Origin of the sequence: Rhizobium sp. AC44/96, assembly GCF_001692185.1 — a bacterium.
Classification (GTDB): domain Bacteria; phylum Pseudomonadota; class Alphaproteobacteria; order Rhizobiales; family Rhizobiaceae; genus Rhizobium.
On sequence record NZ_LXKO01000030.1, the window covers coordinates 1 to 25,093 of the forward strand.

Genomic DNA, 25,093 nt, shown 5'->3' on the forward strand with positions numbered 1-25,093 from the left:
CTAAAAGAAATCTTAGAGCGAAGGTCTTCGTCGCCAGCAGCGCCGCCGCCCTCGTTCTGTGAAGCGGCTTATACGGCCCCCACCCTTTCTAAGTCAACAGCACTTTGCGAAAAAAACAAGCTTTCTTCCATGTCATTGAATTCTAACAGAGATTTCCAGACAGCCAACCAAACAGCCAAAAAACGCCACCGCACAGGACACCAACTCACCAATTAGAGCACCAAATGCTCCCGGCGAGGCACGCCTCCCCGCCAGCACTGGACGTTGTCCTGGCATCCGGAGCGCTGAAAATGGCGCTCGACGTCAATTGAACCTGTGCTCCTTGTCTGCGAGCGGTGATGCAAACAATGTTTGCCCGGGAGACAGCTCCCGGTCGCCATCGGTGCGTGCGACGAGCGAGGGAAGGCCCGGCACATCGAGATGGACCACCGTATCTGCGCCGAGCCTTTCGATGTGTCTGACCTCCCCTCGCCACTTTCCTTCGACGGATGACAGCGAAACGTGCTCGGGCCGCACGCCGTAAACCTTGCAGCCTTCGCGCGCGGCGATCTCTCCTTCGAAGAGGTTCATCTTGGGGGAGCCGATGAAGCCCGCGACGAACGGTGTCGCGGGATGGTTATAAAGGGTCATCGGAGAGCCGACCTGCTCTATCTTCCCACCATTCAGGACGACAATCTTGTCCGCCATGGTCATCGCCTCGACCTGATCGTGCGTCACGTAGATCATCGTTGCCCCAAGCTTGGCGTGGAGATCCGTGAGCTCCATGCGCATCTGAGAGCGCAGAGAGGCATCAAGGTTGGAGAGCGGTTCGTCGAACAGGAAGACCTTCGGGTTGCGGATGATGGCACGGCCGATCGCCACGCGCTGCCTCTGCCCCCCCGAAAGAGCCTTGGGCTTGCGATCGAGCAGGTGCGAGAGTTGCAGGACCTCAGCCGTTTTCTCGACCTTCTCCTTGATCTCCGCCTTTGGACGCTTGGCGAGCGAAAGACCGAACCCGATATTCTCGGCTACCGTGAGATGGGGGTAGAGGGCGTAGGACTGGAAGACCATGGCAATGCCGCGCTGGGACGGTTCGGCTTCTGTGACGTCCTTTCCATCGATCAGAACCTTGCCCGACGTCGAGGTCTCGAGGCCCGAGATGATCCTCAGCAGCGTGGACTTCCCACAGCCGGACGGACCGACAAAGACGCAGAATTCCCCTGCTTCGACACTTAGGTCGACACCCCTCATCACTTCCAGACCGCCAAAACTCTTGCGAATGCTATCAAGAACGACGCTTGTCATCCGATTATCCTTTCACGGCGCCGGCGGTCATGCCCGCAACGATCTGCCGGTTGAAGAAGACGAACACGATGAGGGGAGGAATGGTCACCAGCAAGATGTTCATGAACAGGAGGTTGAATTGTGTCTGGAACTGTCCCTGGAAGTTATAGAGCGTGAGCTGGACGGTCACGTTCTCGCGGCCAGGGAGATAGTAGAGCGGGTTCGTGAAGTCGTTGAAGATCGCAATGGACTGCACGACTACGACCGTAACGGTCACCGGCTTCAACAACGGCAGGACAACCCGGAAAAAGATCTGGAGTGGTTTTGCACCGTCGATGATCGCGGCCTCATCCAGATCGCGCGGGATCGTCGCAATGAAGCTCTTGAACAACAGGACGGTGAACGCCAGGCCATAGGCAACCTGGATCAGGATCATGCCGGAGATGGTCTTGAACAGACCGAGTGACTGGAGCACCCAGATGGTCGGCACGACCGCCGGCGGAATGATCAGGCCAGCGAAAACACAGGCATAGATGACCGTATTCCAGCGCGATGGGCGGCGCTGCAGAATGTAACCCACCATCGCGCCGAACAGCACCAGCAGCGCCACCGCCACCACCGTGATCACGGTCGAATTGAAGTAGGCCAGCAGCAGCATGTAGTTGCGGGCTTGAATGACCTCGAGGAAATTCTCCCAGAGACGCCATTCGACGGGCAGGCCGAATGTCAGAGAGGCCGCAGCCTGCTTTGTCTTTGCCGCCGTCAGCAGGATGAACAGGAACGGCAGCACGAATATGATGCCGGAGGCGGCGAGCGCTATTACGCCCGAGTAGCGTTGGCGGCGCGTCACAGGTCCACCTCCTTGCGGTTGAACCATGCGGTCAGGGGCAGAACGATGACGCCGATCAGGATGAACAGAATGACGTTTCCTGCCGTCGACAGGCCATAGAAGCCCGCCTGATACTGCTTGTAGATGACGCTGGCGAGGACGTCCGACGAAAAGCCGGGACCGCCGCGCGTCATCGCCCAGATGAGATCGAAACTTCTCATGCCGCCGATCAGGGACAGAGTAACGACCGTGACCGTGGCCGGCTTCACGAGCGGAACCGTCACACGGACGAACATCTGCACCCGTGTCGCCCCATCGATCCTGGCGGCTTCGTAATAGTCGGCGCCGATCGATGCCAGACCGGCGATGTAGATCACAGTCGCAAGCCCGATGCCCTTCCAGAGGTCGACGAAGACGATGGAATAAAGCGCGAGGCTCGGATCGGTGAGCCAGCCGGGACCGTGGATGCCGATCGCGGCAAGCGCGACGTTGATGAGCCCGCGCGTCGGGTGCATGAGCACCGAGAAGGTGATGCCGACGCCGATGGTCGAAACCAGGACGGGAAAGAAGATAACAGTGCGCAGCAGACCCTGTGCCCAAATGCCCGATGTCAGAAGTACGGCCAGCAGCAGACCGAGCACCGTCTTCGTGCCAGAGGTCAGGACCGCGTAGATAATGGTGTTGATGAGGCCCTGGATCAGGAATGGTTCACGAAAGAACTGCCGATAGTTTTCCAGACCAATGAATTGAGCGCTGAAAAGATCCCACCTTGTCAGGCTGAACCAGAAGGAGGCGGCGGTCGGAACCAGAAACAGCACGGTGAAGATCACTGCCGCGGGCAGGACGAACCAGTATGGATACGGAGATTTGCGCGTCACTAAGGGGCTCCTTGAACACCCCCAGCCCGGACGAGCACCGGGCTGGGGAGGGCTGGGAGGTTACCAGTTTGGCAGGCCGAGCTGCTTGGCCTGCTTTTCGACGTCCTGGTCGTAGAGAGCGGCGGCATCCTTGGCGGAGCGGATGCCGGTTCCGACTTCGACAGTGATCTGCTCAAGCGCCGGCCCCTTTACAGGGGACACGAATTCCAATGCCGGCGCCGTATGGCCTTCGGTTTCGAAATAAGGCAGCATGTCGGAGACCACGGCCGGGATATCTTTCGGAAGTTCGCAGCCCTTGACCAGATAGGGGCCGGACGGAACCGCCTTGGCCATGAGGTCGCATGCCTCCTTGCTGCCAACGAAGTCGAGGAATTTCTTGGCTTCGGCAACATTCTCGGATTTGGCCGATGCATAAAGTGCAGACGGCATCCACACCGTGAGGCCGTTCTTGGCCGCGTCCGCGCCCGGCTGAGCAAAGAAGCCCAGGTCTTTCAAACTGTCCGGAGCGTTCTGTTGAACGTTTCCGATGCCGAACGTCAGGTTCGGATAATGTGCAGCCTCGCCGGTGGCCACCATCCGCATGCCATCATCGAACTTGGCAGCCCCGAAGTCAGCGTTGAAGTAGCCGGCTTTCGCGACCTCTTCGAGGTGCTCGAAGCCGCGCATCGCAGCTGGCGTATTGGCGTACTTCACCTTGTTGGCGGTATAGTCGTCGGCAAAGTTTGGAACCTCGGCCTGGACATTGTAGTAGTCGGCGAGAACGAAGAGCTGTGAAGTCCAGGTGTCGCCGTAGGTCTGCGCCACTGCGACCTTGCCTGCCGCCTTCACCTTCTCGTTGTTGGCCATGAATTCCGCCCATGTCTTAGGCGGGGTAAGGCCGAGATCCGCATAGATCTTTCGGTTGTAGAAGATACCGCCACCCATCGCAGGACCAAACGGCATTCCGCGCACGTGTCCATCCGGACTGGTGACAACCTTCTTGAAGCTTTCCATAATTCCAGCTTCGGAGGCAAGGTCGGAAAGGTCGGCGATCGTTTCCTGCGGCTTCAGTGCCTGGAACAGCGAGCCCGCGTTGTAAAGGAAGATATCGGCCATCTCACCGGTAGCGAGGCGCGTCTTGATGATGTTGTCGCCTTCCGATCCCCCTGCGCGTTGCTCAACGTCGAAGGAGACATCGGGATGCTTTTCCATATAGGCCTTGGAAACAGCATCGAACGAGGCGATCGTCTCTGGGTTTGTGTCGATCAATACGCTGAGCGTTACGTCAGCATGGGCAACGCTGGCTGCCAGCGACATAAAGGCTGCGGCAAGAATGCTGCACTTCGTCATTCTCATAGTCATTTCCTCCTCTTGAAGACCAGAATGATTGGGCTGCGCGCTTTCGGGCTAGGCCCGAAAGCAGTTTTGCTAGATTGAGAACGTGATCGTATGTTCTCCCGCGCCGATCCTGACCTCCTCGCCAGGCGCGACAAGTTTGCCGTCCGCTGTCAGCGACTTCCTTCCCACCTTGCCCTGCAGGCGTGCGGTTACGCCCTCCGGCAATACAAGACGGCAGGTCACCGCCCGGCCTTCCAGTCTCCATCCGGCCTCGATGCGGCCAAAGCGGGTGTCATGCCAAGCCGCGACCGGGGACAGGGCTGGAAGAATGGCCGGGTCGAAAGCAACCTCCTCGAAACCCGGCTTGTCTTCCAGCGGCTTGATGCCAGCCACATCTTCAAACAGCCATTGGCACACCGCGCCATAAGCGTAGTGATTGTAGCTGTTCATGTCAGGATCGTAGATCGTCCCATCCTCTGCGAGCGCATCCCACCGCTCCCAGATCGAGGTCGCGCCGCGCTCGACCTGATAGAGCCAACCGGGGACTTTCCTGTTGAGGAACATCTTCTCCGCGAGATCGAGCATGCCAAGGCGCGTCAGTGCCGGCAGCAACGCCGGCGTGCCGATGAACCCTGTGCCGATGACGCCGTCCGTTTCTTCGGAAACCCGACGGAAATATGCGCGTCCGGCTTCTTCATACTCCGGCGGGACAAGACCATAGAGGAACGCCAGCGCCCAGGATGTCTGGTCGTTATGCGCAATGCGGCCCGACGGCGAAAAGAACTCATGCTTGAAGGCTGCCCGTATCTCCTCGGCCTTCGCATCGAGGCGCGCGGCTTCAGAGGTCTTGCCGAGAACCTGGGCGATTTTTGCGGTCAACTGCGTGGATATGAAGTGATAGAGCGTAGCGGCACAATCATCGGCCACCGTCGGGCGCGGCTTCCTGTTGTCGCCGACAGGCTGAAGCCAATCGCCGAAGGTGAAGCCGTGAGCGCCCCAGACCGCAGGCGGCCGAATGATCGGTCCATCGGAGATACCCCAGAGGTAGTCGAGCCAACGCATCATCGCCGGGAAGCACTCTTTGAGAACCGAGGCGTCCCCATAATGCAGGTAGAGTTGCCACGGAATGATGACGATGGCGTCACCCCACCCCGTGGAGCCTGCCCAATCGCCGCGCCCGTCTATCGGGAACAGGCGCGTCGGATCTGGCGAGAAATGAGGAACAGCACCATCGGCGCGCTGATCGTGCATGACGTCGCGGAGATACTTCGTCAGAAACGACTGGCTGTCGGCCAGCCAGCAGGCCGTGCCGGCAAAGACCTGCGCGTCGCCGGTCCAGCCGAGCCTTTCATCGCGCTGCGGGCAATCCGTCGGGACTTCGATGAAGTTGGAGCGGTGTGACCAGATCGTGTTTTCCACGAGCCGATTGACAGCCGGCTCCCCGGAGGTAAATCCACCGGCGGTGACCGGCACCGAGGAGATCGGGACCATCGTGATCGCGACGAGCTCCGCTTTACCTGTTAGCGTGATCCTCGCATAGCGGAAGCCCATGAATGTGAAGAGTGGCGCATAGGTCTCTTCGCGCTCTCCCTTCAACGTGTAGACCAGTTCAGCGCGGGCGCTGCGGTAGTTGCGATTGTCGAAGAACCGTTCCGGACCGAGCACTTCCGAATGTTCGACACGCACCTGCGCTCCCGCTTCTCCCTTTACTCGAATTAGAATGTACGCGCCGGCATTCTGGCCGAAATCATAGACCGTGCGACCGTCGGGCTCGATCCAGCTCTCGATCGGCGTGAACCCAGCGAGCTCTTTGACGGCGCCCGTCTCATGTGGCACGAGCAGGGCTTTATCGAAGGCGAGAACCTCGACGCCTGCGGTATCTGCAGGCACGATGCGCGCGTCGTAATCCTCACCGAAATAGATGCCGTTCCGTGTGACCGGCGTGTAGCCGCTCTTCCAGGTGCCGTCGGTCTTGAGGAGCGGTGCTCCGGCTGCGCTGATCTCGGCAATGGCGCCGGTTCTATCCCCCCAGCAATTGAAGACCGGATTGGAGGCCCAGAGGAGCTGACTCCGGTACCAGCCGTCACCAAGCCAGATCTCGATGCGATTGCTTCCTGAAAGCAGCAGATCCGTCACATCATATGTCTGGTAAGCGATCCGGTCGTCGTAGCAGGTCCAGCCGGGCGTCAGCAGATCGTCGCCGACACGGCGCCCGTTGATGAAGGCTCTGTAGAGACCAAGCGCCGATATGCGCAGCGTCGTCCCCGGCGTTACGGTCCCGATCGCAAACTCACGGGATACAAACGTTCCTGCCGTTCCCTGCCCTGCGTCGCAGGTTGGCGCGATCATCGAAGCGCCGAACTTGAAGGTTGAACCGTCAATGCTGCCAACCACGGCGGTGCCGCGGTCCAATACAATCGTCATTCCTCAACTCCCTTGGCTGCCCCGTCCTCTGGCGGCCGAAACAACACGCTTGTGTGTATCGTTCTATGTAGATCATTCTACAACATCGATTGCCGCGCAAGAGTTTTTTGTCTATAATTTTCGCGTATTGTGGAGATAGACGTATTATAATGAAAAAACAGATGGTTAGCGCGACGGCAGGACGGGCGACGATCCGCCATGTCGCAGCGGATGCGGGAGTCTCGGTTGCAGCCGTCTCGAAAGTTCTTCGCAACGCTTACGGCGTCAGCGACATTCTCCGGCAGAAGGTAGAGACATCGATCGAGAAGCTGAAGTACCGTCCGTCGGTCGCCGCGCGGGGGATGCGAGGCCGTACCTACACGATCGGCGTTCTGATCATCGAGTTGACCAACCCCTTCCTTGCGGGGGTTATCGAGGGCGCAAACGACACCTTCTCCGACAACAATTACAAGGCTCTTGTCGGCATAGGTCGCGCGGCAAGTGCGATAGAAGCATCCTTAATCGAGTCCATGATCGACAACCATATGGATGGGCTGCTGATCATTGCCCCGCGAATTTCGGGCAAACTGATCGAGCGATACTCTCGCCAGATCCCGATCGTCGTGATCGCGCATCATGAACCGCAAGCCCTGAGCTATGACACGGTCAACTCCAATGACCGCAAGGGAGCATACCTGGCTGCCGAAGCCCTGCTGCAGCAAGGCTACGAGGACATCGCCATGCTGAGCTACGATCTTTCCGAGTCTCCGTCTTCGGTTGTCGTTCTCCAGCGCGAGATCGGCTATACCGAATTCATGAAGCAGGCGGGCCTTGAAGCACGCAGCCGCATCATTCGATTGCCGTTGGTCGCTACAGATCGGAGCGCCGAGATCCAGACGTTCCTGAACTCAGCGGACCGACCTCGCGCCGTGTTCGTCTGGTCGGATCTTGATGCGGTGCCGCTCCTGAACGCCGCAAGAACCAGCGGTATCCGGGTTCCTGAAGATCTCGCCATCATCGGCTACGACAATTCTCCGCACGCAGCCATCCCGCTCGTTGCGCTCTCGAGTATCGACCAGAACCCGGCCGAACTCGGAAAGACGGCGGCAGAGATGCTTCTCAGCCGGATCGACGGCCGCGAAGAGGCCCAACACGTTTTGATCGAGCCCCACGTCGAAAAGCGCTCCAGCGTCTGATGTGAAGTCCGGCGGCTGCGCAACGGCCACATCACTCCAAGGTGGACGGGCTCACGTCCAGGCCGTACAATGACAGCTTGTCGCAGGCCGAGACTTTTCGGCAGGAGTGCGCCAATGGCTATCTTCATGGATCGGCATGAACTTGCGGGAACGTCGGCCGCCGATATCGCCGAAGCGCATCGTAGGGATCTCGACATTCAAGATAGGTACGGGGTCAAGTTCCTCACCTACTGGTACGATCCCCGCCGGGGAAACGCGTTCTGCCTCGTGGACGCCCCTGATATGGAAACTGCCCAATGCGTTCATCGCGAGGCCCACGGCTTCATCGCCGGCGAGGTTATCGAGGTCGCTTTGTCCGCCGTCGAGGCCTTCCTCGGTCGGATCAACGACCCCGAACCGGCTTCCGGGCAGATCCCTGGAGAGATGGATGGCGGTCACCGGGCGATCCTCTTCACGGACATCGTTGGCTCGACCGCAATGACGTCGCGTCTCGGCGACCGCATGGCGACAGAACTGGTCAGGGCGCACGATTCCGTCGTGCGTCGATGTCTCGGACAATCCGATGGCCGCGAGGTGAAGCATACAGGCGACGGCATCATGGCGGCGTTTGCCTCCACGGCCCAAGCCGTCAATTGCGCGATGATGATCCAGAAGGAGTTTCAGCGGTTCAACGACGCAAACCCAGAACCGATCCATGTCCGCATCGGACTGGATTGCGGAGAACCAATCGAGGATAGCAATGATCTGTTCGGGTCGACGGTGCAACTTGCGGCTCGATTGTGCGCTGCAGCGTCTAAGGACCAGATCGTTGTCTCCGAGAACATCTTTCGCGAGTTCGGCGCATCCGACATCTTCGTTCACGCGACACAGCGAAAACTCAAGGGATTTTCGAAGCCCGTGCTGGTGTTCCAATGCGACTGGACGAATGCTGGCATCAACTAGGACTTCTCCAAGTTTGCCATAAGGCTTGGGGCCAACTCCTGTCCCTGCTCTAGGCTATGAGCCTTGCGCCATTCTCTTGGCCAGATGGCTGCCGCCGCCGGGTTGGCCGAGCCAGATCAAGGCGATCCGATCGCCCGTTTGTTTTGCCAGATACATATAGCTGTCCGCTCGCTTCATGAGGGACACGGCGTCGTCGTCGTGCTGGAGCAACGTGACCCCTACGGCAGCGCCAATCTCGGTCACGATGCCATCCACCGCAATCGGTTTGAAAATCCGGTCTATCGCCTCGTTGAGCGTCAACTCGACGTCATTCAAATGCGCCTCATCAATTTCGAGGATGACCGCGAACTCGTCGCCACCGATGCGCGCGATGAAATCATTGGCGCGGAAACTGTCGCGGAAACGACTGGCGATCGTTCTCAAGACCTCGTCACCCGCCACGTGCCCCATCGTGTCGTTCACTGCCTTGAAGCCGTTAAAGTCGATAAACGCGAGCGCGACAAGCTTCTCCGACTGATCCATACGCGCGATGTACTCGGAGATGACCTCATCAAAACAGGCACGATTTGGCAGTCCCGAAAGTGCATCGGTTCGCGCCGACGCCCGCAAGGCAAGCTCGATCTCGTTTTGGTGGCGAACGCGGGCTGAAACATCGACAATGACCTCGACGTCAAACGAAACACCGTCGATGACGGTACGCTGGGCCGAAATCAACGTCGGCAGGATCGTGCCGTCCGCATGCCGGAGATCGACCTCTTCCAGGACATAGCCACCGTCTTCAGCGAGCAGGCGATGCCGGCGGTCCCGAGCCGGGCTGCTGATTGCAGACCCTTCCGAGGTAAGCGTCTTGCCTCGAATATCGTCCCACTTCAGTCCGGTCAGCCGCAGGTAGGCATCATTGACCTTGAGGTAGCTCGAAGTTTCAGTGTCGCTTGTCGAAATCGCCATGGCGATTGGCGCGAACTCGAACATTCGCATCAATATCGAAGTCAGAACGTCTGGCGGGAGTATCTCGGCGTCGGCCATACACTTGATCACAAGAACACAAGCTCACAATGTAACGCGCAAAAGTAAACGCTTGCTGACATTGCCGGCGGGTTGGCCGAGCCAAGCGAACCTGAGTCAGCGGACGAACTTGCGGAAGTTTGGCTTGCGTTTCTCCTTGAAAGCCTTGCTGCCTTCCTTGGCTTCGTCGGTGTCGTAATAGAGGCTGAGCGCATACATACCCATGCCGGCGATCCCCCGGATGTTCTCGCTGTCCATGTTGAACGAGCGCTTGGCGATGGCGATGGCCGTCGGGCTCTTTTCCAGGATCTCGGCGCACCACTTGTCGACCTCGGCGTCCAGCTGATCGTCAGCGACCACGGTGTTGACGAGGCCCATGTCGAGCGCCTCTTTCGCGCTGTAACGACGGCAGAGGTACCAGATCTCGCGAGCCTTCTTTTCCCCGACGATGCGCGCTAGGAAAGCGGTGCCGAAGCCGGGATCAACCGAGCCGACCTTGGGACCGACCTGCCCGAAGACAGCACTCTCACCCGCAATGGTGAAATCGCAGATCGTGCATAGAACGTTACCGCCGCCGATGGCATATCCCTGCACTTTCGCGATGACCGGCTTGGGAACATCACGGATGATGGAATGCAGGTCCTCCAGCGGCAGCCCGATCGTTCCACGACCGTCGTACTGACCTTCGTGAGCTGTCTGATCGCCGCCGGTGCAGAAGGCCTTGCTACCCGCGCCGGCGAGGATGATCACGCCGACCGACTTGTCCCATCCGGCTGCATTGAAGGCGTGAATCAGCTCCTCGCAGGTCTTTCCCCGAAACGCATTGTACTTTTCCGGCCGGTTGATCGTGATCTGCGCGACGCCGTCGACTGCATCGTAGAGGATATCTTCGTACTGCATAGTCTCGCTCCCTGATGATGGTCTCACCCCTGCGTATCGTGTCTTTCGCGCCTCCCTGTTCGGCAATGTGTGGCACCGCTCAACTCGCCCACCGGCACCTCTCAGAAATCCCAGTCATCGTCTTCGGTGGCCACCGCCTTGCCGATGACATAGGACGAACCCGAGCCGGAGAAGAAGTCATGGTTCTCGTCAGCGTTGGGTGACAGCGCCGACAGGATCGCAGGGTTCACCTTGCAGGCCTCGGTTGGGAACAGTGCTTCATATCCCAGGTTCATCAACGCCTTGTTCGCATTGTAATGTAAGAACTTCTTGACGTCCTCGGTCAGCCCCACACCGTCATAGAGCGCTTCTGAATACCGCGCCTCATTGTCATAAAGCTCGAGCAGAAGATCGAACGAGAAGTCCTTGATTTCCTGTTTCTTTGCCTCACTCATACGCTCGGTTGCGCGTTGAAACTTGTATCCGATGTAATAGCCATGCACCGCCTCGTCGCGAATGATAAGTCGGATCATGTCAGCCGTGTTGGTGAGCTTTGCGCGGCTTGACCAATACATTGGAAGATAGAAGCCGGAATAAAAGAGAAAGCTCTCCAGGAAGACACTGGCAACCTTTTTTCGCAACGGATCGCTCGAACTATACTGCTCAATGATCAGGGACGACTTGCGCTGAAGGAACTCGTTCTCCTCCGACCAGCGGTATGCGTCATCGACATCGGCTGTCGAGCAGAGCGTCGAGAAGATCGAGGAGTAGGAGCGCGCATGCACCGCCTCCATGAACGAAATATTCGAGAGCACCGCCTCCTCGTGCTGCGTCACGGCGTCGTCCATCAGGCGGATCGAGCCGAAACCGTTCTGGATGGTGTCGAGCAGCGTGAGGCCGGTGAAGACACGGATCGTCAGCTGCTGCTCTTCCGGCTTCAAAGTCGCCCACGACGGGATGTCGTTGGACAATGGCACCTTTTCCGGGAGCCAGAAATTTCCCGTCAGGCGGTTCCAGACTTCCAGATCCTTGTCGTCCTCGATACGGTTCCAGTTGACGGCGCGGATGCGGCTTGCCGGCTTCAATTGCATGTTCATTGGGATTTTCCTTTGGGAGCCGAAGATCAGAGCGCGCAGGATACGCAGCCCTGCACCTCGGTGCCGGTCAGCGCCATCTGGCGAAGGCGGATGTAGTAGATGGTCTTGATGCCCTTCTTCCAGGCGTAGATTTGAGCCCGGTTGATATCGCGGGTGGTGGCCGTGTCGCGGAAGAACAGCGTCAGCGACAATCCCTGGTCGACGTGCTGCGTGGCGGCCGCATAGGTATCGATGATCTTCTCTGGCCCGATCTCGTAAGCGTCCTGATAATAGTCGAGATTGTCGTTGGTCATGAAGGCGGCTGGGTAATAGACCCGGCCGATCTTGCCTTCCTTGCGGATCTCGATCTTCGAGACGATCGGGTGGATCGAAGAGGTCGAGTGGTTGATGTAAGAGATCGAGCCCGTGGGGGGCACGGCCTGCAGGTTCTGGTTATAGAGACCGGACGCCATCACCGCCTCCTTCAGGGCCAGCCAGTCCTCCTGCGTCGGAATTGCGATCCCCGCCTGATCGAAGAGAGCCCTCACCCGTTCGGTTGCCGGCACCCATGCGCGCTCGGTGTATTTGTCGAAATACTCCCCCGATGCGTATGCGGACTTCTCGAAGCCCTTGAAGCTTCGCCCGCGCTCGACTGCCAAGCGGTTCGAGGCGCGCACGGCATGATAGGTCACGGTGTAGAAGTAGATGTTGGTGAAATCCACGCCTTCCTCTGAGCCATAGAAAATGCGTTCGCGAGCGAGATAGGCGTGCAGGTTCATTTGCCCGAGACCGATCGCGTGGCTGTCGTCATTGCCCTTTTCGATCGAGGGGACGGATGAGATATGGCTCATGTCCGACACCGCGGTCAGCGCTCGGATCGACGTCTCGATCGTCTTGCCAAAATCGGCCGAGTCCATAGCGGCTGCGATATTCAGCGAGCCGAGATTACAGGAAATATCCTTGCCCGTGCGCTTGTAGGAGAGATCGTCGTTATACTCGCTCGCCTCGCTCACCTGCAGGATTTCCGAGCACAGGTTGCTCATGGTGATGCGCCCGGCGATCGGATTTGCCCGGTTCACCGTATCTTCGAACATGAGGTAGGGATAACCGCTCTCGAACTGGATCTCCGCGATGACCTGGAAGAAATCGCGCGCCTTGATCTTTCTTTTCCGGATGCGGCTATCGGCGACCATCTCGCGGTATTTTTCCGTTACCGAGATCTCCGTGAACGGCACGCCGTAGACGCGTTCGACGTCGTATGGCGAAAAGAGGTACATATCCTCTTTGTTCTTGGCGAGTTCGAAGGTGATGTCAGGCACCACCACGCCGAGGGACAGCGTCTTGATGCGGATCTTCTCGTCGGCATTTTCCCGCTTGGTATCGAGAAAGCGCATGATGTCCGGGTGATGGGCGTTGAGGTAGACGGCGCCCGCGCCCTGGCGAGCACCCAGCTGGTTGGCGTAGGAGAAGGCATCCTCGAGCAGCTTCATCACAGGGATGATGCCGGAGGACTGATTCTCGATATGTTTGATCGGAGCGCCGGCCTCGCGGATGTTGGTGAGAGACAAGGCAACGCCACCGCCGCGCTTGGACAGCTGCAGCGCCGAATTAATGGAACGACCGATGCTCTCCATGTTGTCTTCGACCCGCATAAGGAAGCAGGAAACAAGCTCGCCGCGCTGCTGCTTGCCGGCATTCAGGAAGGTCGGCGTCGCAGGCTGGAAGCGACCCGAAATGATCTCGTCGGCCATGTCGGTCGCCAGCGCCTCGTTGCCTTGCGCGAGCGTCAGTGCCACCATGCAGATGCGATCTTCGTAACGCTCGAGATATCGCTTTCCGTCGAAGGTCTTCAGCGTGTAGCTCGTGTAGTACTTGAACGCCCCCAGGAACGTGGGGAACCGGAACTTTTTCGCGTAGGCGCGGTCGAAGAGATCGCGCACGAAATTGAACGAGTACTGATCGAGAACAGCCTGCTCGTAATAACCCTCGGCCACGAGGTAATCGAGCTTCTCCCTGAGATTGTGGAAGAAGACGGTGTTCTGGTTCACATGCTGCAGGAAATACTGCCGCGCCGCGGCCCGGTCCTTGTCGAGCTGGATCTTCCCGTCCTCGTCATAGAGGTTCAGCATCGCGTTCAGCGCGTGATAATCGAGCGTCGCTTCGAGTAACTTTGCAGGGCGGTCGGCCGTATCCCGCGGTGAAGAAGAACCTAGCGTGTCCAAAATCGTTCCAATCCATGTTTGACGTTGGCGACGTCCTCGTCGGTGCCCAGGAGCTCGAACCTGTAGAGGTAGGGCACCCGGCATTTGGCCGCGATAATGTCGCCGGCGAGCCCGTAGGTCGCACCGAAGTTGCTGTTGCCGGCGGCAATGACACCGCGGATGTTCGAGCGATTTTCCGCGTCGTTGAGAAAGCGGATCACCTGTTTGGGGACAGCGCCCTTGCCGCCCTCGCCGGCATAAGTCGGCACGACGAGAACGAAGGGCTCATTGACAGTCAGACGCTCCGTGGCGTCCCGGGAAATGCGCAACGCCGGCAGCGCGAGTTTCAGCACGAAACGATGGGTGTTTTCCGAGCGGCTGGAAAAATAGACGACCCGCGCCATCGCCGGCCTTCCCTATGCCAAAGCGCTGATCATATCCGGGCGGAAACCGGCCCAATGCTTGTCGCCGGCGATCACAACAGGCACCTGGCGGTAACCGAGGCCCTGAACCAGTTCGTATGCCGTGGCGTCGGTGGAAACATCGACGACCTCATAGGGAATTCCCTGACGCTCTAGAGCTCGGGTGGTGGCTGTGCATTGAACGCAGGCAGGCTTGCTATAGACGGTGATCGTCATGACTTCCTCGTAAGCTTCAAAAAGGAATAGGGTATCGATCGGACATCCGCCGATGTCCGTGCGACAAATCTGAAATGGGACGGCACGCCTTTACACCGGGCGCTGAGGCTCGGTTACTCGCGCTTGCGCGGACTTGCTAAACTGGACATGGACTTCACCCCGAAGTTGGCAACACGAAGGTTCGGGGCAGCGACACGCGTGGACATCATTCCACACCTATGCGCGACCTTCCGGACACCCCGCCCGTGGACGTTTTCGTTTGAGGCAGGTCTCCTGGCTCGCGGGTCACGACATCCATTCTCGCCTTCCCGAAACTCGCGCTTCAGTGACTTTCTCGAACAGATGCTCGCCGCTTACAGTTGCGGGGGCAGCTCCGGCATTGCAGCGCCCATCATGAACAGCCGCTCACCGTATTCCCGTCTTAGCTTCCAATTCGTGAGAATCAGAAGAACCTCCAACACTACATATAGTAGTTGAGCCGTTATTTTCGTCAATAACCATGTTTCGGGGCCAACAGATTTGTGGACTGACGGCGGCAGATGGCGTGTCGCCAAAGCCGTCATACGGATTCCGGATCGCCCATCCACTGAGGGATATCGCGCTTGACATGCAGCACACGCCACACGTCGATATGCTCGGCATGATCCCGATAAAACACGCAATAGGGATAGCGCTTGAGCGCGATGCTGCGCAGGTCGGGCAGTTCCAGTTCGTATGCATAACGCAGCGAACCTGACTGCGGGTGTCTTCCAAGCAGATCGAACGCTGCCTGCAGCGCATCGACGAAGCCGATCGCCGTATCGACGCCGGCTTCTCGCGCATAATAATCCACCGCCGCATCCACATCCGTGCGCGCAAGTTGGCGGAGATGGATTGGCTTGGGTGTCACTCGCTCTGTTGACCGCGAGCCCGCTCGCGAAGGCTGGCGAAATAGTCGCCGTCGAGAGGGCCGGTCGCAGCCGATGCGGCTCCGTCGAGAAGTAACCTTCGAAGATTGAGCCGGTCCTGATCGCGGCGTATCAGCTCCCGGACATACTCGCTGCTCGTGCCATAACCACGGCCCGTGACCTGCTCGTCAACGAAGCTCTTGAGGTTTTGCGGAAGAGAGATGTTCATCGTGCTCATGTTGGCAGCCTAGCGGTCTTGGCAAAATTTGGCAAGGACTCCGCATTTCCGGCCTCTGACCTGCCAAGCGGTCATTCGACGGTGCCCATCCCACCCCGCAACAACCCTCTTGATTACCACAACAAAATATAAGAACATAAAGTGAACACACGAGAGGTCTGCAGATGAACAAGACAGAGCAAGTCATCGCAAACGCTTTGGCCGTTGTTGCAAACTGCCGCGCCGAGCGCGAGCGTGACGCGGAACGACGGAAGCGCGTATTCGGCAGGATCGACATTGGTCTCCCCCTGCCCGCCCTGAAGGGAACGCAGTTGACTCTCGATCTGCATTGACGAGGAGCATGGCGCAGCCATGCCCGCGGCATCGACCGTCCAACCGTGGCAGATTTGCAACCGACGTTCAGGCAGTGTCATTTTAGAATGGGTAAATGGACGTCATTTGCAGTTACGCTCTTCCAAATATGCTCCGGTTGGCTATCGTCCGCTGGACTAACCGGTGGAGCATTCATGTTGCGTAGATTGCTGATTGCGAGCCTTGTTGTTCTGTCTGGTTGTGGACATCCTACTGGTGTGATGACCCCCGTGGCGCTGACGGCGGCCACTCCGAAGACGACCCAAATCAACATGCTTGTTGCAACGACGCGAGAGCCATCCGGCGATCCCGCAACGCTCTTCAACGGCGAGCGCAGCCCGAAGCCTTACCTGACCGAGGTGTCAGTCTCGATTCCCCCGAAGCGGGAGCCGGGGACTGTACAATGGCCGAAGCGGCTTCCTCCGAACCCGGCAACAGACTTCGCCGTCACACAAGTGACACCGGTCGCGACCCTTGCCGAAGGCCGTCTGTGGCTTCGTCAGCATATTCAGGACGGGCATGCGCTCGTGTTCGTCCATGGCTTCAACAACAAGTATGAGGATTCGGTCTTCCGTCTGGCGCAGATCGCCAACGACAGCGGCATGAAGGCGACGCCGGTGCTGTTCACCTGGCCGTCGCGCGCGCAGCTGACCGCCTACGAATACGACAAGGAAAGCACGAATTACTCGCGAACCGCCTTGGAACAGGCGCTCCGCACGCTGGCTGAAGACCCCGCGGTCAAGGACATCACGGTTCTTGCCCACTCGATGGGGACCTGGCTTGCGATGGAATCGCTCCGGCAGATGGGCATCCGCGACGGTCACGTGAACAGCAAGATCCGCGACGTTATTCTCGCCTCGCCCGACATCGACATTCAGGTCTTTGCCAAGCAGTATGCCGAAATGGGGACGCCGAGACCGAAGTTCACGATCTTCGTCTCGCAGGACGACAAGGCGCTGGCTGTGTCGAGCTTCATCACGGGCAAAGTCTCGCGACTGGGCGCGATCGACCCGACTGTGGAGCCCTATCGTACAAAACTCGAGGAAGCCGGCATCACGGCAATTGACCTGACGAAGGTCAAAAGCGGCGACAGGCTGAACCACGGCAAGTTCGCCGAAAGCCCTGAGATCGTGCAATTGATCGGGCAGCGGTTGATGACCGGCCAGACCTTGACCGATTCCAATGTTTCGCTCGGCCAGGGCATTACCGCCGTCGTCGGCGGAACAGTCACGACCATCGGCAACGTCGCGGCGACCGCGGTGGCTGCGCCGGCAACCATCATCGAACATCCGGTGGTGCTGAAAAAGAAGCCGGAGAATGCCAGCGACACCTTGCAGGGTGATCTGAAACAGCAGCCGCTGACGCAGTAGACCGGTCCGATCCAGTTCCTCTGGTGCAGTATTGCTCGGCGTCACCTCGCTGACGGCGAAGATTTACGCGCACGTGTTCGCGCATTTACCGTAACGTACTGTCGGTTTGCCCCGATTGGAGCGAAACTGGCGTCCAAACAATGGAGGCGCCAATGACCACAATAGCTCAATGGTTAGCATTCGCCGGACACCGGAGCATCGCCGGATTTTCGAGCCGCCGCCTAACCAGAACAATCGAAGCCGCTCTCACCTCTCTGCTCGTTGCCGTCCTGCTGTTGCTGACAGGCACGGCCCAATCGGCCTTTGCACAAGACGTTCTGCCGTCCTGGAACGACACGTCCGCGAAGGCACGCATCGTGGACTTCGTCACGAAGACTGTGACGGAGGGCGGCGAAGGCTATGCTGCGCCGGAGGCGCGTATTGCCGTCTTCGACAATGACGGCACGCTCTGGTCGGAGCAGCCTTACTACTTCCAGCTCGGCTTCATGCTTGATCGCGTCAAGGCATTGGCGCCGTTGCACCCCGAGTGGAGTGAAAAAGAGCCGTTCAAGAGCATACTGTCGGGCAATCTGAAGGGAATTGCCAAGGGCGGTGAAAAAGGGATCGTCGAGCTGAGCATGGCCACGCACGCCGGCATGACGACCGATGAATTCAACAAGATCGTCACAGAATGGTTCGCCACCGCCAAACATCCCAAGACGGGCAAGCTGTTTAGTGAGATGACGTTCCTGCCGATGCGGGAGCTGCTCGACTACCTTCGAGCGAACGGCTTCAAGACCTACATCGTCTCCGGCGGCGGCGTCGAATTCATGCGCCCCATGACCGAGAAGGCCTATGGTATTCCGCCCGAACAGGTAATCGGTTCCACCATCACCACGGAATATGCGCTTGTCGATGACGTTCCGGTGTTGAACCGGCTCCCGAAGATCGACTTCATCGACGATGGCCCGGGCAAGCCAGTCGGCATCAACAAGTTCATCGGGCGCCGACCGATCTTCGTCGCCGGAAACTCGGACGGCGATTATGAAATGCTGCGCTGGGGGACCAGTGGCGCGCAGCACGGTTTCGGTTTGATCGTTCACCACACGGACGCCGAACGCGAATATGCCTACGACCGCAACTCGGAGTTCGGCAAGCTCGACAAGGCCCTGGACGAAGCCGAACGCAGGAACTGGCTTGTCGTCGACATGAAAAACGACTGGAAGAAGATCTACAAGTTCGACCAATAGCAGCTGGAACAGCACCCCGAGATCATCGCCAGAGTCTCATCGAGCGCTGGCCAATGACTCCGTGTTGAACTGCGCCCCGGCCTTCGTCAGGCCAGCCTGGATGGAGGCCGTCAGCTGTGGGGAATATCGCCGCCAGGCCATCCTGCGGTCGAATGTCGATTCGAAGTCTGGCTCGCGCTGCTGGACTTCACTAAGCCGAGCGGCAACCTGATCGGAGCCCAGCTGAGCGAGGGCCGCGACTTTGAGCATGTCGGCATCGAAATCCCTGTGATTCAACTGCTCCGCCAGCAGCGAGGCTCCGGACCAGTCACCGCGGCGATATGCATCGAGCGCAAGCACGAGAGTGGCTTCTCGCGGAACCGCGTCAACGTCACGTCCAGCGTCTTCAGCCAGTGAAACGCCCGCGTCCCAATAGCCCGAATTGAACAAGACCATCGCCAGGTTCGCGCTGACGTCCGGATTGTTCGGATTGAGCGACAATGCCCTGTTGCCCGTACTGATCGCCGCCTCCGTCCTGCCGCTGTAGAAGAGCGCCGTCATCAATGCGATATGGGCGCGATCGGATATAGGGGCCAGAGACACCGCGCGATTGGCAAGTTCGAGCGCGCGATTAACCGCAGTGGCTGTGTTCGTTTCCGTCTGTTGTGCGAGCAGAATTCTGGAAAGGGTGGCCGCCGCATCCGCGTCGTTCGGATCAGCGGCAATCGTCCTTTCGAGGCAAGAAGCAGCGCCTGTGAGCGCCGCTGACCCACCCTCGTCGAGCTCATACTCCGCGCGCAGGACACATGCATTGCCGATCGAGGCCTCAGCACCCCCATGTGTTTCGACATTGTTGATCGCGCTGCGCGCCGCTGCGAATCGCCGTGACAGCAAGGCCGCGAGCTCTGCTCTTGCGACGACCACCGTCTTTCCCTTTGCATCCACATGCTGAACGCCTGACGTCAACAGATCGCCGGACCGCGTATCGGTGATCTGCCACCAGACGCTGCGGTCATCGCCGTCGCTGTAATACTTCATGTCGATGGCATAGGCGTTTGCAACGGAAGGTCGAAGTTCGTCCGCGAGCGTCCGGTGCCGGGCAGGCCCTGCGACGACGCGTAATGTCTGGAACTGCGTCAGCGCCGTCAGCAGCATGTCCCTTGTCAGGGTTGCCTCTCCGCGTTGCTCGTCAGCGGCCGCCACCATCGTCACCGTGACGACCGGCTTCTCGGTATTGATCGTGCGGAAGGCAAGCCCAAGGCCGCCGATTGCGGTAGCTATGAGAGCGAGGAACAAAGCCGCCACCGCAGCCTGCCCACGGCGAGCCAAAGGCAATCGGACGGGCTGGTTGGTGGCCACCGTGTCGCTCTTGTCGATGCCTTCATTGGAAGCGCCACCGTCGAAGTTAGCCCGCTCGTCGGTCTTGCAGCCACCTGTCTGACGAAACTCCGCAACATAGCGCCCCCTCGGCAGCCGAAGCTCGACAGAAGTCTCCGAACCGTACGCCTCATAATACTGGTTCAGCGCGGATCTGATCCTGCTTAACTCGATACGGACGATCGGATCCATGGTCGAATCGAAATTGCTCGGACGACCAAGGACGTCGATGGCGATCTCGTAGGCCTTGGCGCTGTGATCTTCACCCGAAAACCGCCTGTCGGCCAAATACCGCAAAACGCTGGCCGCACGCTCGGTCGCATGGAATCGATTGTCGGAAAGAAGTCGCTCGAGTTCGGCGCGCGCCTCGACCTCCGGAACGGCGCTGGCCACAATATCACGCTGCTCAGTAGGCATCGCAGTTCCCCGCACGCAATGATCAACCGGACAAGCGCGGATATATTGCGCGCCTAACGATAGGTTGCAACAGCAAATGGAAAATAAATCAACGGGCGATTGCGCCATCAGATGGGCTATTCCGGAATGCCCCAGCGTTTGTCGAGACAGAGCTTGATGACGTCGTTCTCAATCTCACCGCAGATCGTCTCGTACTCCTCGACGAGCGTGTCACGAGAGGCGCCAGACCGCGCGCGAAGGCGTTCCAGCGCGACACTCGCATCCTCATATGCCTCGCAGAGCCCTTCGAGAGACGCGGATCTGGTGATGATGAGCTGAAGGCGACCCCGAACCGCTGGCAGCTTCAGCATCAGTCGCCACAAGCCGCGCTGCGCGGCGTTGTTCGGCGCCGGCTCCGATGTGTTACCATCCCCCATCATACAACCACCTTGGGTCACAAGCTCACCCGACAGGCGGAGGGTACGCTACGGCGCGAGGCGGGGAAGTACGTAACGGTAAATGTGGGCGGCAGAGGCCGCGACTCCCGCAGCCCGCTCGGCCGACTTTGCCTGGGCGCTATCGCCCGGGGGCGTGAGCGAAAGGTCCGACGCCACCAAGCATCAAACACATGAATCGATCTGCGCCAATCGATTCAAATTTGTCGTTGGACGCTGACTCCTAGCCGAATCATGTTTGAGGTCATGAGCCAGCAACAGTCCAGCCTCCGCCTTCAACGTATAGACGTCACCAAAAACATGGCGCGCTACTACGCACTCTCGATCCAGCCGACATTGTTCGGCCAGACATCGCTGGTCCGCGCCTGGGGTCGTATCGGCACTCGGGGCAAGGAGATCGTACACATGTTCGAACGCGAGCAGGACGCCATCGCGTTGCTTCGCAAAATCGCCGAAAGGAAGCTGAAAAAAGGCTACTCCGTCAAATAGCGAAATCATCCGCCGTTGCGTCGGCATATCGCTTGGACGAGGCTTGACAAACATGGTCTGCCTGTATTTTATCCAAGCCTGCGGATTAGGCAAAGCCATGCCGCAATCACATGACTTCGATAGTCGCTGGGCAGTTTCGCCTCATGATGCTCCATTCCCTGGATGGTTCGCGTCGTGGGGTTTTTTGTTTTTTGGTCTTTGATGAACGACGCGCTGAAGATCGGGATCCTTTATTCCACCACCGGCCCCTATGGCTCGATGGGGCGCGACGCGCGCGACGGTGCGGAATTCGCGCTGCGCGAATTTGCCGGATCGGCCGGATTGGCAATCGAGCCGGTTTTCTTCGATCCGCATGCTGATATCGCCGCCTACCTTGAAGGCGCGCGCCAACTGTTGCGGTCCGGTTGCCGACATATTGTCGGAACAATCACCTCGGCCGCCCGCAAGGAAGTCATTCCCCTTGTGGAGAAGCACGACGCGCTCCTTTGGTACATGTGCCCCTACGAGGGCTTTGAGGCCAACGAGAATGTCATCTATGTCGGCGGCTGCCCAAACCAGCATCTGATCCCGCTCTTCGAGCATCTCATTCCCCGCTATGGCAAACGCCCCTACCTGGTCGGCGCCAACTATGTCTGGGGATGGGAGATGAACAGGCTTGCCCGCGAGCTGGTGACGAACGCCGGCGGCGAGATACTCGGCGAACGCTACCTTCCGCTTGAGGAAACCGCTGTCGAACGCATCGTCAGCGATATCGAACAACGCCGGCCGAGCTTCATTCTTAACAACCTGATCGGCCCCTCTAGCTACGCCTTCCTCGAAGCCATCCGGCTGCTGGGCGAACGCGATGCAGCGTTTCGGCCGGAAAACTGCCCTGTCGTCAGCTGCGACCTGATGGAGTGCGAGCTGGACGACATTACGCCCGGCGCTGCCCTCGGCCAGCTTTGCGCGGCCTCGTATTTCGACAATCTCGCCACGCCGGAGAACGCGGCGTTCAAGGCGCGGGTCGCCGGGCATTTCGGCGCTGGCCGCAGGACCTCCGGCGTGTTCGCCAGCGCTTATACGGCGATCAAACTCTGCACTGACGCGATTGTCACCGCCGGCACCGACGATCCCATCGCGGTTCGACAGCAGCTTTATCAAGCGTCGTGGCCAACATTGTTCGGTCCGCTTGTCATCGACAGGGAGACCAACCACGCTGCCCTGCCGTTCCACCTTGGCCGCATCAATGCCGAGAACGGCTTCGATGTGATCGCTTCGCGTGCTCCTCTTGCGGCCGACCCCTATCTCACGGGGCGCAACAAGCCGGCTTCGCCGAGACTGCGGGTGGTTCAATGAGCGAAACCCCGAACTTCGCCGGCTGGCGCGCAACGGTTCTGCATCGGGAAGATGGCAACACCGAACGACTGCACCGCCAACTCCGCCTTCTTGGCCTCACCCCGAAAATACAATGGGCGCCGCTCTCGGCGGCCGAACTACCTGATCTGGTCATCGTTGACGCTGATCAGGGCTGGGACAGCCTGCTTCCGTGGCACGGCGCAACGCCGACATGCCCGGTCGTCGCACTGCTTGGCTCGGAAGCACCGGGCCGCATCGCCTGGGCGTTGGAGCAGGGTGCCGGATCCATCATTGCCAAACCAATCGCGGCATCGGCCGTCTACCCGGCGCTGGTCATGGCCGTATCGATCCATCAGGAACGCAAGGCTTCCGCCGAGCGATTGCAATATCTGGAAGAACGCGTGCGGCTCCGCCCGCTCGTTCACGCCGCAGTGGAGAAATTAATGACTGGTCGCAACATAGATGAGGAGCGGGCCTATGCCGTGCTTCGTGATTGCGCCATGCGCCGGCGGCTACCGATGGAACAGATTGCAGCCTTCATCCTGGGCGGTGCCGAACCGCTGCCGGAGGCCGGTTGATGCGCGTTTTGAAAGCCCTGTTTCGCCAGCCGGCAGCCCTGTTCGGCGTGGTCGTCGTTCTGCTTGTGATCCTATTGGCAATCGCCGCACCGTGGATCGCACCGTATAGCCCGGATGAGCAGATGTTCGACGGACTGTCTCTGGAGGGAGCGCCGCTGCCACCCGGCGGCCAGTTCCTGCTCGGCACGGATACGCTCGGCCGCGATCTGTTTTCGCGCCTGCTGTTCGGTGCCCGAACCTCCCTGCTGATCGGCCTAGTCGCAAACGGCATTGCTGTCGGTATCGGCCTCTTTATCGGCATTCTCGCTGGCTACTTGCGCGGCTTGTTCGGCAATGTGCTGATGCGGTTTACGGACCTGATGATGGCGTTTCCCGCATTGCTGCTCGCGATCGTGCTCGCCGCCCTCCTCAAGCCCAGCCTCTGGATCGTCGCCATGGTGATCGCATTGGTGAACTGGGTGCAGGTCGCACGCATCGTCTATACCGAGACCCGTGGACTGGTGGAGCGGGACTTCATCATGGCGGAGCGTTCGCTCGGCGCCGGCCACATGCGTATCCTCTTCACCCATATCCTCCCCCACCTGATGCCTACGGCGATCGTCTGGGGGACCCTCGGGATTGCAACGACCGTGCTGCTTGAAGCGACACTCTCCTTTCTCGGTGTCGGCGTTCAACCGCCACAACCGTCATGGGGAAACATCATCTTCGAAAGCCAGAGCTACTTCCAGGCAGCACCTTGGCTGGTCTTCTTCCCGGGAGCGGTCATCCTGCTGACGGCACTTTCCTTCAATCTCGTCGGGGATGCCCTGCGCGACATTCTTGATCCGACACAGCGGGGTAGAGGCTGATGGCGTTCGTCGTCCTTCGCCGCCTCGTCCAGGCAGCCCTCATCCTGCTTGGCGTCGCCGCCATAACCTTCGTCCTGTTGTACGCGCTACCGGCTGATCCTGCCCGGATGATCGCCGGCCGCAGTGCTACCACACAAACGGTTGCCAACATTCGGCATGAATTGGGGCTGGACCAGCCACTGCTCCTGCAGTTCTGGACCTACCTGACGAACCTGCTGTCCGGCAATCTCGGCCGCTCCTACGCGCAGAAGACCGAGGTGTGGACGCTGGTGGCGGCCCGCCTCCCGGCAACGCTTGTCCTGATGCTGGCCGGCATTCTGGTGGAAGTTGTCCTTGGCCTGATCCTCGGAACCCTCGCGGCGGTGCGCCGTGGCGGCGCCGTTGACCGGCTGGTGATGATGGCATCCTTCATCGGCGTCTCCGCCCCGCAGTTCGTCGTCGCTCTGCTTCTGCTTTACATCTTTGCCGTGACGCTCGGCTGGTTTCCGATGAGTGGCTACGGCACCCTCGCCCATGTGGTACTGCCGGCAACCACCCTCGGCGTCCTTGGCGCCGGCTGGTATGCACGCATGGTGCGATCGGCGATGATCGACGTGCTCAATCAGGATTACGTTCGCACCGCCCGCGCCAAGGGTCTCTCGTCGCGACGCATCATCTTTCGGCATGCGCTTCCGAACGCGATCCTGCCGATCATCGCCATGATCGGCATCGATATCGGTCAGTTCATGGGCGGCGTGGTTGTCGTCGAGGCCGTCTACGGATGGCCAGGCATCGGCCAGCTTGCGTGGCAGGCAATCCAACAGGTCGATATCCCGATCATCATGGGTGTCACGCTGGTATCGGCACTCGCCATCGTCATCGGCAACCTGCTCGCCGACCTTATCGCGCCGCTTATCGATCCACGTATCCGAACACGTTGACAGCAACCAAAGAA

The 25,093-nt window shown here is 59.3% G+C and carries 26 protein-coding genes and 1 riboswitch; of the genes, 11 read left to right on the forward strand and 15 right to left on the reverse strand.

Annotated features, from left to right (window positions below):
* Positions 1–216, forward strand: a 216-nt coding sequence (locus A6U87_RS30305; RefSeq protein ID WP_206744130.1) for a hypothetical protein, incomplete at its 5' end; no start/stop codon positions are given.
* Positions 217–303: 87 nt separating this feature from the next.
* Here the strand turns inward: A6U87_RS30305 and A6U87_RS19810 are convergent.
* The 5 genes from A6U87_RS19810 to A6U87_RS19830 all read right to left on the reverse strand — a co-directional run bounded on the left by A6U87_RS19810 (position 304) and on the right by A6U87_RS19830 (position 6,636).
* Complete coding sequence (locus A6U87_RS19810) at positions 304–1,284, reverse strand: ABC transporter ATP-binding protein (RefSeq protein WP_065693026.1); 981 nt, start codon at positions 1,282–1,284, stop codon at positions 304–306.
* 4 nt (positions 1,285–1,288) lie between these two features.
* A complete protein-coding gene (locus A6U87_RS19815) occupies positions 1,289–2,113 on the reverse strand; it encodes a carbohydrate ABC transporter permease (RefSeq protein WP_065693027.1) in 825 nt (274 codons plus the stop codon).
* Positions 2,110–2,970 (reverse strand): carbohydrate ABC transporter permease, encoded by an 861-nt coding sequence (locus A6U87_RS19820; RefSeq protein ID WP_065693028.1) that lies wholly within the window; start codon positions 2,968–2,970, stop codon positions 2,110–2,112. Before A6U87_RS19820 ends, A6U87_RS19815 begins: the two co-directional genes overlap by 4 nt.
* Positions 2,971–3,030: 60 nt before the next feature.
* Positions 3,031–4,305: an ABC transporter substrate-binding protein gene (locus A6U87_RS19825; protein WP_065693029.1), complete on the reverse strand. Its 1,275-nt coding sequence runs from the start codon at positions 4,303–4,305 to the stop codon at positions 3,031–3,033.
* Positions 4,306–4,377: 72 nt separating this feature from the next.
* Complete coding sequence (locus tag A6U87_RS19830) at positions 4,378–6,636, reverse strand: alpha-L-rhamnosidase (protein WP_065693365.1); 2,259 nt, start codon at positions 6,634–6,636, stop codon at positions 4,378–4,380.
* Between the two features lie 224 nt (positions 6,637–6,860).
* Here A6U87_RS19830 and A6U87_RS19835 point away from each other — a divergent pair, with 224 nt between their 5' ends.
* Both A6U87_RS19835 and A6U87_RS19840 read left to right on the forward strand, forming a co-directional pair.
* Positions 6,861–7,886: a LacI family DNA-binding transcriptional regulator gene (locus A6U87_RS19835; RefSeq protein ID WP_065693030.1), complete on the forward strand. Its 1,026-nt coding sequence runs from the start codon at positions 6,861–6,863 to the stop codon at positions 7,884–7,886.
* Between the two features lie 114 nt (positions 7,887–8,000).
* Positions 8,001–8,828 carry a nickel-binding protein gene (locus tag A6U87_RS19840; RefSeq protein WP_065693031.1) on the forward strand — a complete coding sequence of 276 codons (828 nt, stop codon included), beginning with the start codon at positions 8,001–8,003 and terminating at the stop codon, positions 8,826–8,828.
* A 54-nt stretch (positions 8,829–8,882) separates the two neighbouring features.
* On the opposite strand, the gene A6U87_RS19845 is transcribed toward A6U87_RS19840, so the two are convergent.
* The 8 genes from A6U87_RS19845 to A6U87_RS19880 form a co-directional block, all read right to left on the reverse strand.
* Positions 8,883–9,800 (reverse strand): sensor domain-containing diguanylate cyclase, encoded by a 918-nt coding sequence (locus A6U87_RS19845; RefSeq protein WP_065693366.1) that lies wholly within the window; start codon positions 9,798–9,800, stop codon positions 8,883–8,885.
* 150 nt (positions 9,801–9,950) lie between these two features.
* The gene (gene badI, locus A6U87_RS19850; protein ID WP_065693032.1) at positions 9,951–10,733 is read right to left on the reverse strand and encodes a 2-ketocyclohexanecarboxyl-CoA hydrolase; all 783 of its coding nucleotides are present in this window, start codon (positions 10,731–10,733) and stop codon (positions 9,951–9,953) included.
* Positions 10,734–10,834: 101 nt separating this feature from the next.
* Positions 10,835–11,809 carry a class 1b ribonucleoside-diphosphate reductase subunit beta gene (nrdF, locus tag A6U87_RS19855; RefSeq protein ID WP_065693033.1) on the reverse strand — a complete coding sequence of 325 codons (975 nt, stop codon included), beginning with the start codon at positions 11,807–11,809 and terminating at the stop codon, positions 10,835–10,837.
* 26 nt (positions 11,810–11,835) lie between these two features.
* Complete coding sequence (gene nrdE, locus A6U87_RS19860; protein ID WP_065693034.1) at positions 11,836–14,010, reverse strand: class 1b ribonucleoside-diphosphate reductase subunit alpha; 2,175 nt, start codon at positions 14,008–14,010, stop codon at positions 11,836–11,838.
* Positions 13,998–14,393, reverse strand: a complete 396-nt coding sequence (gene nrdI / locus A6U87_RS19865; RefSeq protein WP_065693035.1) for a class Ib ribonucleoside-diphosphate reductase assembly flavoprotein NrdI — start codon at positions 14,391–14,393, stop codon at positions 13,998–14,000. Before nrdI ends, nrdE begins: the two co-directional genes overlap by 13 nt.
* A gap of 12 nt (positions 14,394–14,405) precedes the next feature.
* Positions 14,406–14,627: a glutaredoxin-like protein NrdH gene (nrdH, locus tag A6U87_RS19870; protein ID WP_065693036.1), complete on the reverse strand. Its 222-nt coding sequence runs from the start codon at positions 14,625–14,627 to the stop codon at positions 14,406–14,408.
* A gap of 245 nt (positions 14,628–14,872) precedes the next feature.
* A riboswitch (cobalamin riboswitch) is annotated at positions 14,873–15,098 on the reverse strand.
* Positions 15,099–15,186: 88 nt separating this feature from the next.
* Positions 15,187–15,516, reverse strand: a complete 330-nt coding sequence (locus A6U87_RS19875) for a type II toxin-antitoxin system RelE/ParE family toxin (RefSeq protein WP_065693037.1) — start codon at positions 15,514–15,516, stop codon at positions 15,187–15,189.
* Positions 15,513–15,752 (reverse strand): ribbon-helix-helix domain-containing protein, encoded by a 240-nt coding sequence (locus A6U87_RS19880; RefSeq protein WP_065693038.1) that lies wholly within the window; start codon positions 15,750–15,752, stop codon positions 15,513–15,515. Before A6U87_RS19880 ends, A6U87_RS19875 begins: the two co-directional genes overlap by 4 nt.
* Positions 15,753–15,916: 164 nt before the next feature.
* Here A6U87_RS19880 and A6U87_RS30205 point away from each other — a divergent pair, with 164 nt between their 5' ends.
* The 3 genes from A6U87_RS30205 to A6U87_RS19890 all read left to right on the forward strand — a co-directional run bounded on the left by A6U87_RS30205 (position 15,917) and on the right by A6U87_RS19890 (position 18,702).
* Complete coding sequence (locus A6U87_RS30205; protein WP_198928733.1) at positions 15,917–16,084, forward strand: hypothetical protein; 168 nt, start codon at positions 15,917–15,919, stop codon at positions 16,082–16,084.
* Positions 16,085–16,258: 174 nt separating this feature from the next.
* Entirely contained in the window at positions 16,259–17,473 is a 1,215-nt protein-coding gene (locus A6U87_RS19885) for an alpha/beta hydrolase (RefSeq protein WP_065693039.1), read from the forward strand.
* A gap of 152 nt (positions 17,474–17,625) precedes the next feature.
* The gene (locus tag A6U87_RS19890) at positions 17,626–18,702 is read left to right on the forward strand and encodes an HAD family phosphatase (RefSeq protein WP_083199598.1); all 1,077 of its coding nucleotides are present in this window, start codon (positions 17,626–17,628) and stop codon (positions 18,700–18,702) included.
* 36 nt (positions 18,703–18,738) lie between these two features.
* Here the strand turns inward: A6U87_RS19890 and A6U87_RS19895 are convergent, their stop codons facing one another.
* Both A6U87_RS19895 and A6U87_RS19900 read right to left on the reverse strand, forming a co-directional pair.
* Positions 18,739–20,475 (reverse strand): hypothetical protein, encoded by a 1,737-nt coding sequence (locus A6U87_RS19895; protein ID WP_065693040.1) that lies wholly within the window; start codon positions 20,473–20,475, stop codon positions 18,739–18,741.
* Between the two features lie 116 nt (positions 20,476–20,591).
* Entirely contained in the window at positions 20,592–20,891 is a 300-nt protein-coding gene (locus tag A6U87_RS19900; protein WP_065693041.1) for a hypothetical protein, read from the reverse strand.
* Between the two features lie 264 nt (positions 20,892–21,155).
* Here A6U87_RS19900 and A6U87_RS19905 point away from each other — a divergent pair, with 264 nt between their 5' ends.
* The 5 genes from A6U87_RS19905 (at position 21,156) to A6U87_RS19925 (ending at position 25,079) form a co-directional block, all read left to right on the forward strand.
* A complete protein-coding gene (locus A6U87_RS19905; protein WP_065693368.1) occupies positions 21,156–21,398 on the forward strand; it encodes a WGR domain-containing protein in 243 nt (80 codons plus the stop codon).
* 201 nt (positions 21,399–21,599) lie between these two features.
* Entirely contained in the window at positions 21,600–22,733 is a 1,134-nt protein-coding gene (locus A6U87_RS19910; RefSeq protein WP_065693369.1) for a transporter substrate-binding protein, read from the forward strand.
* Positions 22,730–23,311, forward strand: a complete 582-nt coding sequence (locus A6U87_RS19915; RefSeq protein ID WP_065693042.1) for an ANTAR domain-containing response regulator — start codon at positions 22,730–22,732, stop codon at positions 23,309–23,311. Before A6U87_RS19910 ends, A6U87_RS19915 begins: the two co-directional genes overlap by 4 nt.
* Complete coding sequence (locus A6U87_RS19920; RefSeq protein ID WP_065693043.1) at positions 23,311–24,159, forward strand: ABC transporter permease; 849 nt, start codon at positions 23,311–23,313, stop codon at positions 24,157–24,159. Before A6U87_RS19915 ends, A6U87_RS19920 begins: the two co-directional genes overlap by 1 nt.
* A complete protein-coding gene (locus A6U87_RS19925; protein ID WP_065693044.1) occupies positions 24,159–25,079 on the forward strand; it encodes an ABC transporter permease in 921 nt (306 codons plus the stop codon). The genes A6U87_RS19920 and A6U87_RS19925 overlap by 1 nt, the downstream gene beginning before the upstream one ends.
* Positions 25,080–25,093 lie beyond the last annotated feature (14 nt).

Coding starts and splice junctions, on each gene's coding strand:
- A6U87_RS19810 (WP_065693026.1), bottom strand. CDS start 1,284: ATGACAAGCGTCGTTCTTGATAGCATTCGCAAGAGTTTTGGCGGTCTG.
- A6U87_RS19825 (WP_065693029.1), bottom strand. CDS start 4,305: ATGAGAATGACGAAGTGCAGCATTCTTGCCGCAGCCTTTATGTCGCTG.
- A6U87_RS19830 (WP_065693365.1), bottom strand. CDS start 6,636: ATGATCGCGCCAACCTGCGACGCAGGGCAGGGAACGGCAGGAACGTTT.
- A6U87_RS19835 (WP_065693030.1), top strand. CDS start 6,861: ATGAAAAAACAGATGGTTAGCGCGACGGCAGGACGGGCGACGATCCGC.
- A6U87_RS19840 (WP_065693031.1), top strand. CDS start 8,001: ATGGCTATCTTCATGGATCGGCATGAACTTGCGGGAACGTCGGCCGCC.
- A6U87_RS19845 (WP_065693366.1), bottom strand. CDS start 9,800: ATGTTCGAGTTCGCGCCAATCGCCATGGCGATTTCGACAAGCGACACT.
- badI (WP_065693032.1), bottom strand. CDS start 10,733: ATGCAGTACGAAGATATCCTCTACGATGCAGTCGACGGCGTCGCGCAG.
- nrdF (WP_065693033.1), bottom strand. CDS start 11,809: ATGAACATGCAATTGAAGCCGGCAAGCCGCATCCGCGCCGTCAACTGG.
- nrdI (WP_065693035.1), bottom strand. CDS start 14,393: ATGGCGCGGGTCGTCTATTTTTCCAGCCGCTCGGAAAACACCCATCGT.
- nrdH (WP_065693036.1), bottom strand. CDS start 14,627: ATGACGATCACCGTCTATAGCAAGCCTGCCTGCGTTCAATGCACAGCC.
- A6U87_RS19880 (WP_065693038.1), bottom strand. CDS start 15,752: ATGAGCACGATGAACATCTCTCTTCCGCAAAACCTCAAGAGCTTCGTT.
- A6U87_RS30205 (WP_198928733.1), top strand. CDS start 15,917: ATGAACAAGACAGAGCAAGTCATCGCAAACGCTTTGGCCGTTGTTGCA.
- A6U87_RS19885 (WP_065693039.1), top strand. CDS start 16,259: ATGTTGCGTAGATTGCTGATTGCGAGCCTTGTTGTTCTGTCTGGTTGT.
- A6U87_RS19890 (WP_083199598.1), top strand. CDS start 17,626: ATGACCACAATAGCTCAATGGTTAGCATTCGCCGGACACCGGAGCATC.
- A6U87_RS19895 (WP_065693040.1), bottom strand. CDS start 20,475: ATGCCTACTGAGCAGCGTGATATTGTGGCCAGCGCCGTTCCGGAGGTC.
- A6U87_RS19900 (WP_065693041.1), bottom strand. CDS start 20,891: ATGGGGGATGGTAACACATCGGAGCCGGCGCCGAACAACGCCGCGCAG.
- A6U87_RS19905 (WP_065693368.1), top strand. CDS start 21,156: ATGAGCCAGCAACAGTCCAGCCTCCGCCTTCAACGTATAGACGTCACC.
- A6U87_RS19910 (WP_065693369.1), top strand. CDS start 21,600: ATGAACGACGCGCTGAAGATCGGGATCCTTTATTCCACCACCGGCCCC.
- A6U87_RS19915 (WP_065693042.1), top strand. CDS start 22,730: ATGAGCGAAACCCCGAACTTCGCCGGCTGGCGCGCAACGGTTCTGCAT.
- A6U87_RS19920 (WP_065693043.1), top strand. CDS start 23,311: ATGCGCGTTTTGAAAGCCCTGTTTCGCCAGCCGGCAGCCCTGTTCGGC.
- A6U87_RS19925 (WP_065693044.1), top strand. CDS start 24,159: ATGGCGTTCGTCGTCCTTCGCCGCCTCGTCCAGGCAGCCCTCATCCTG.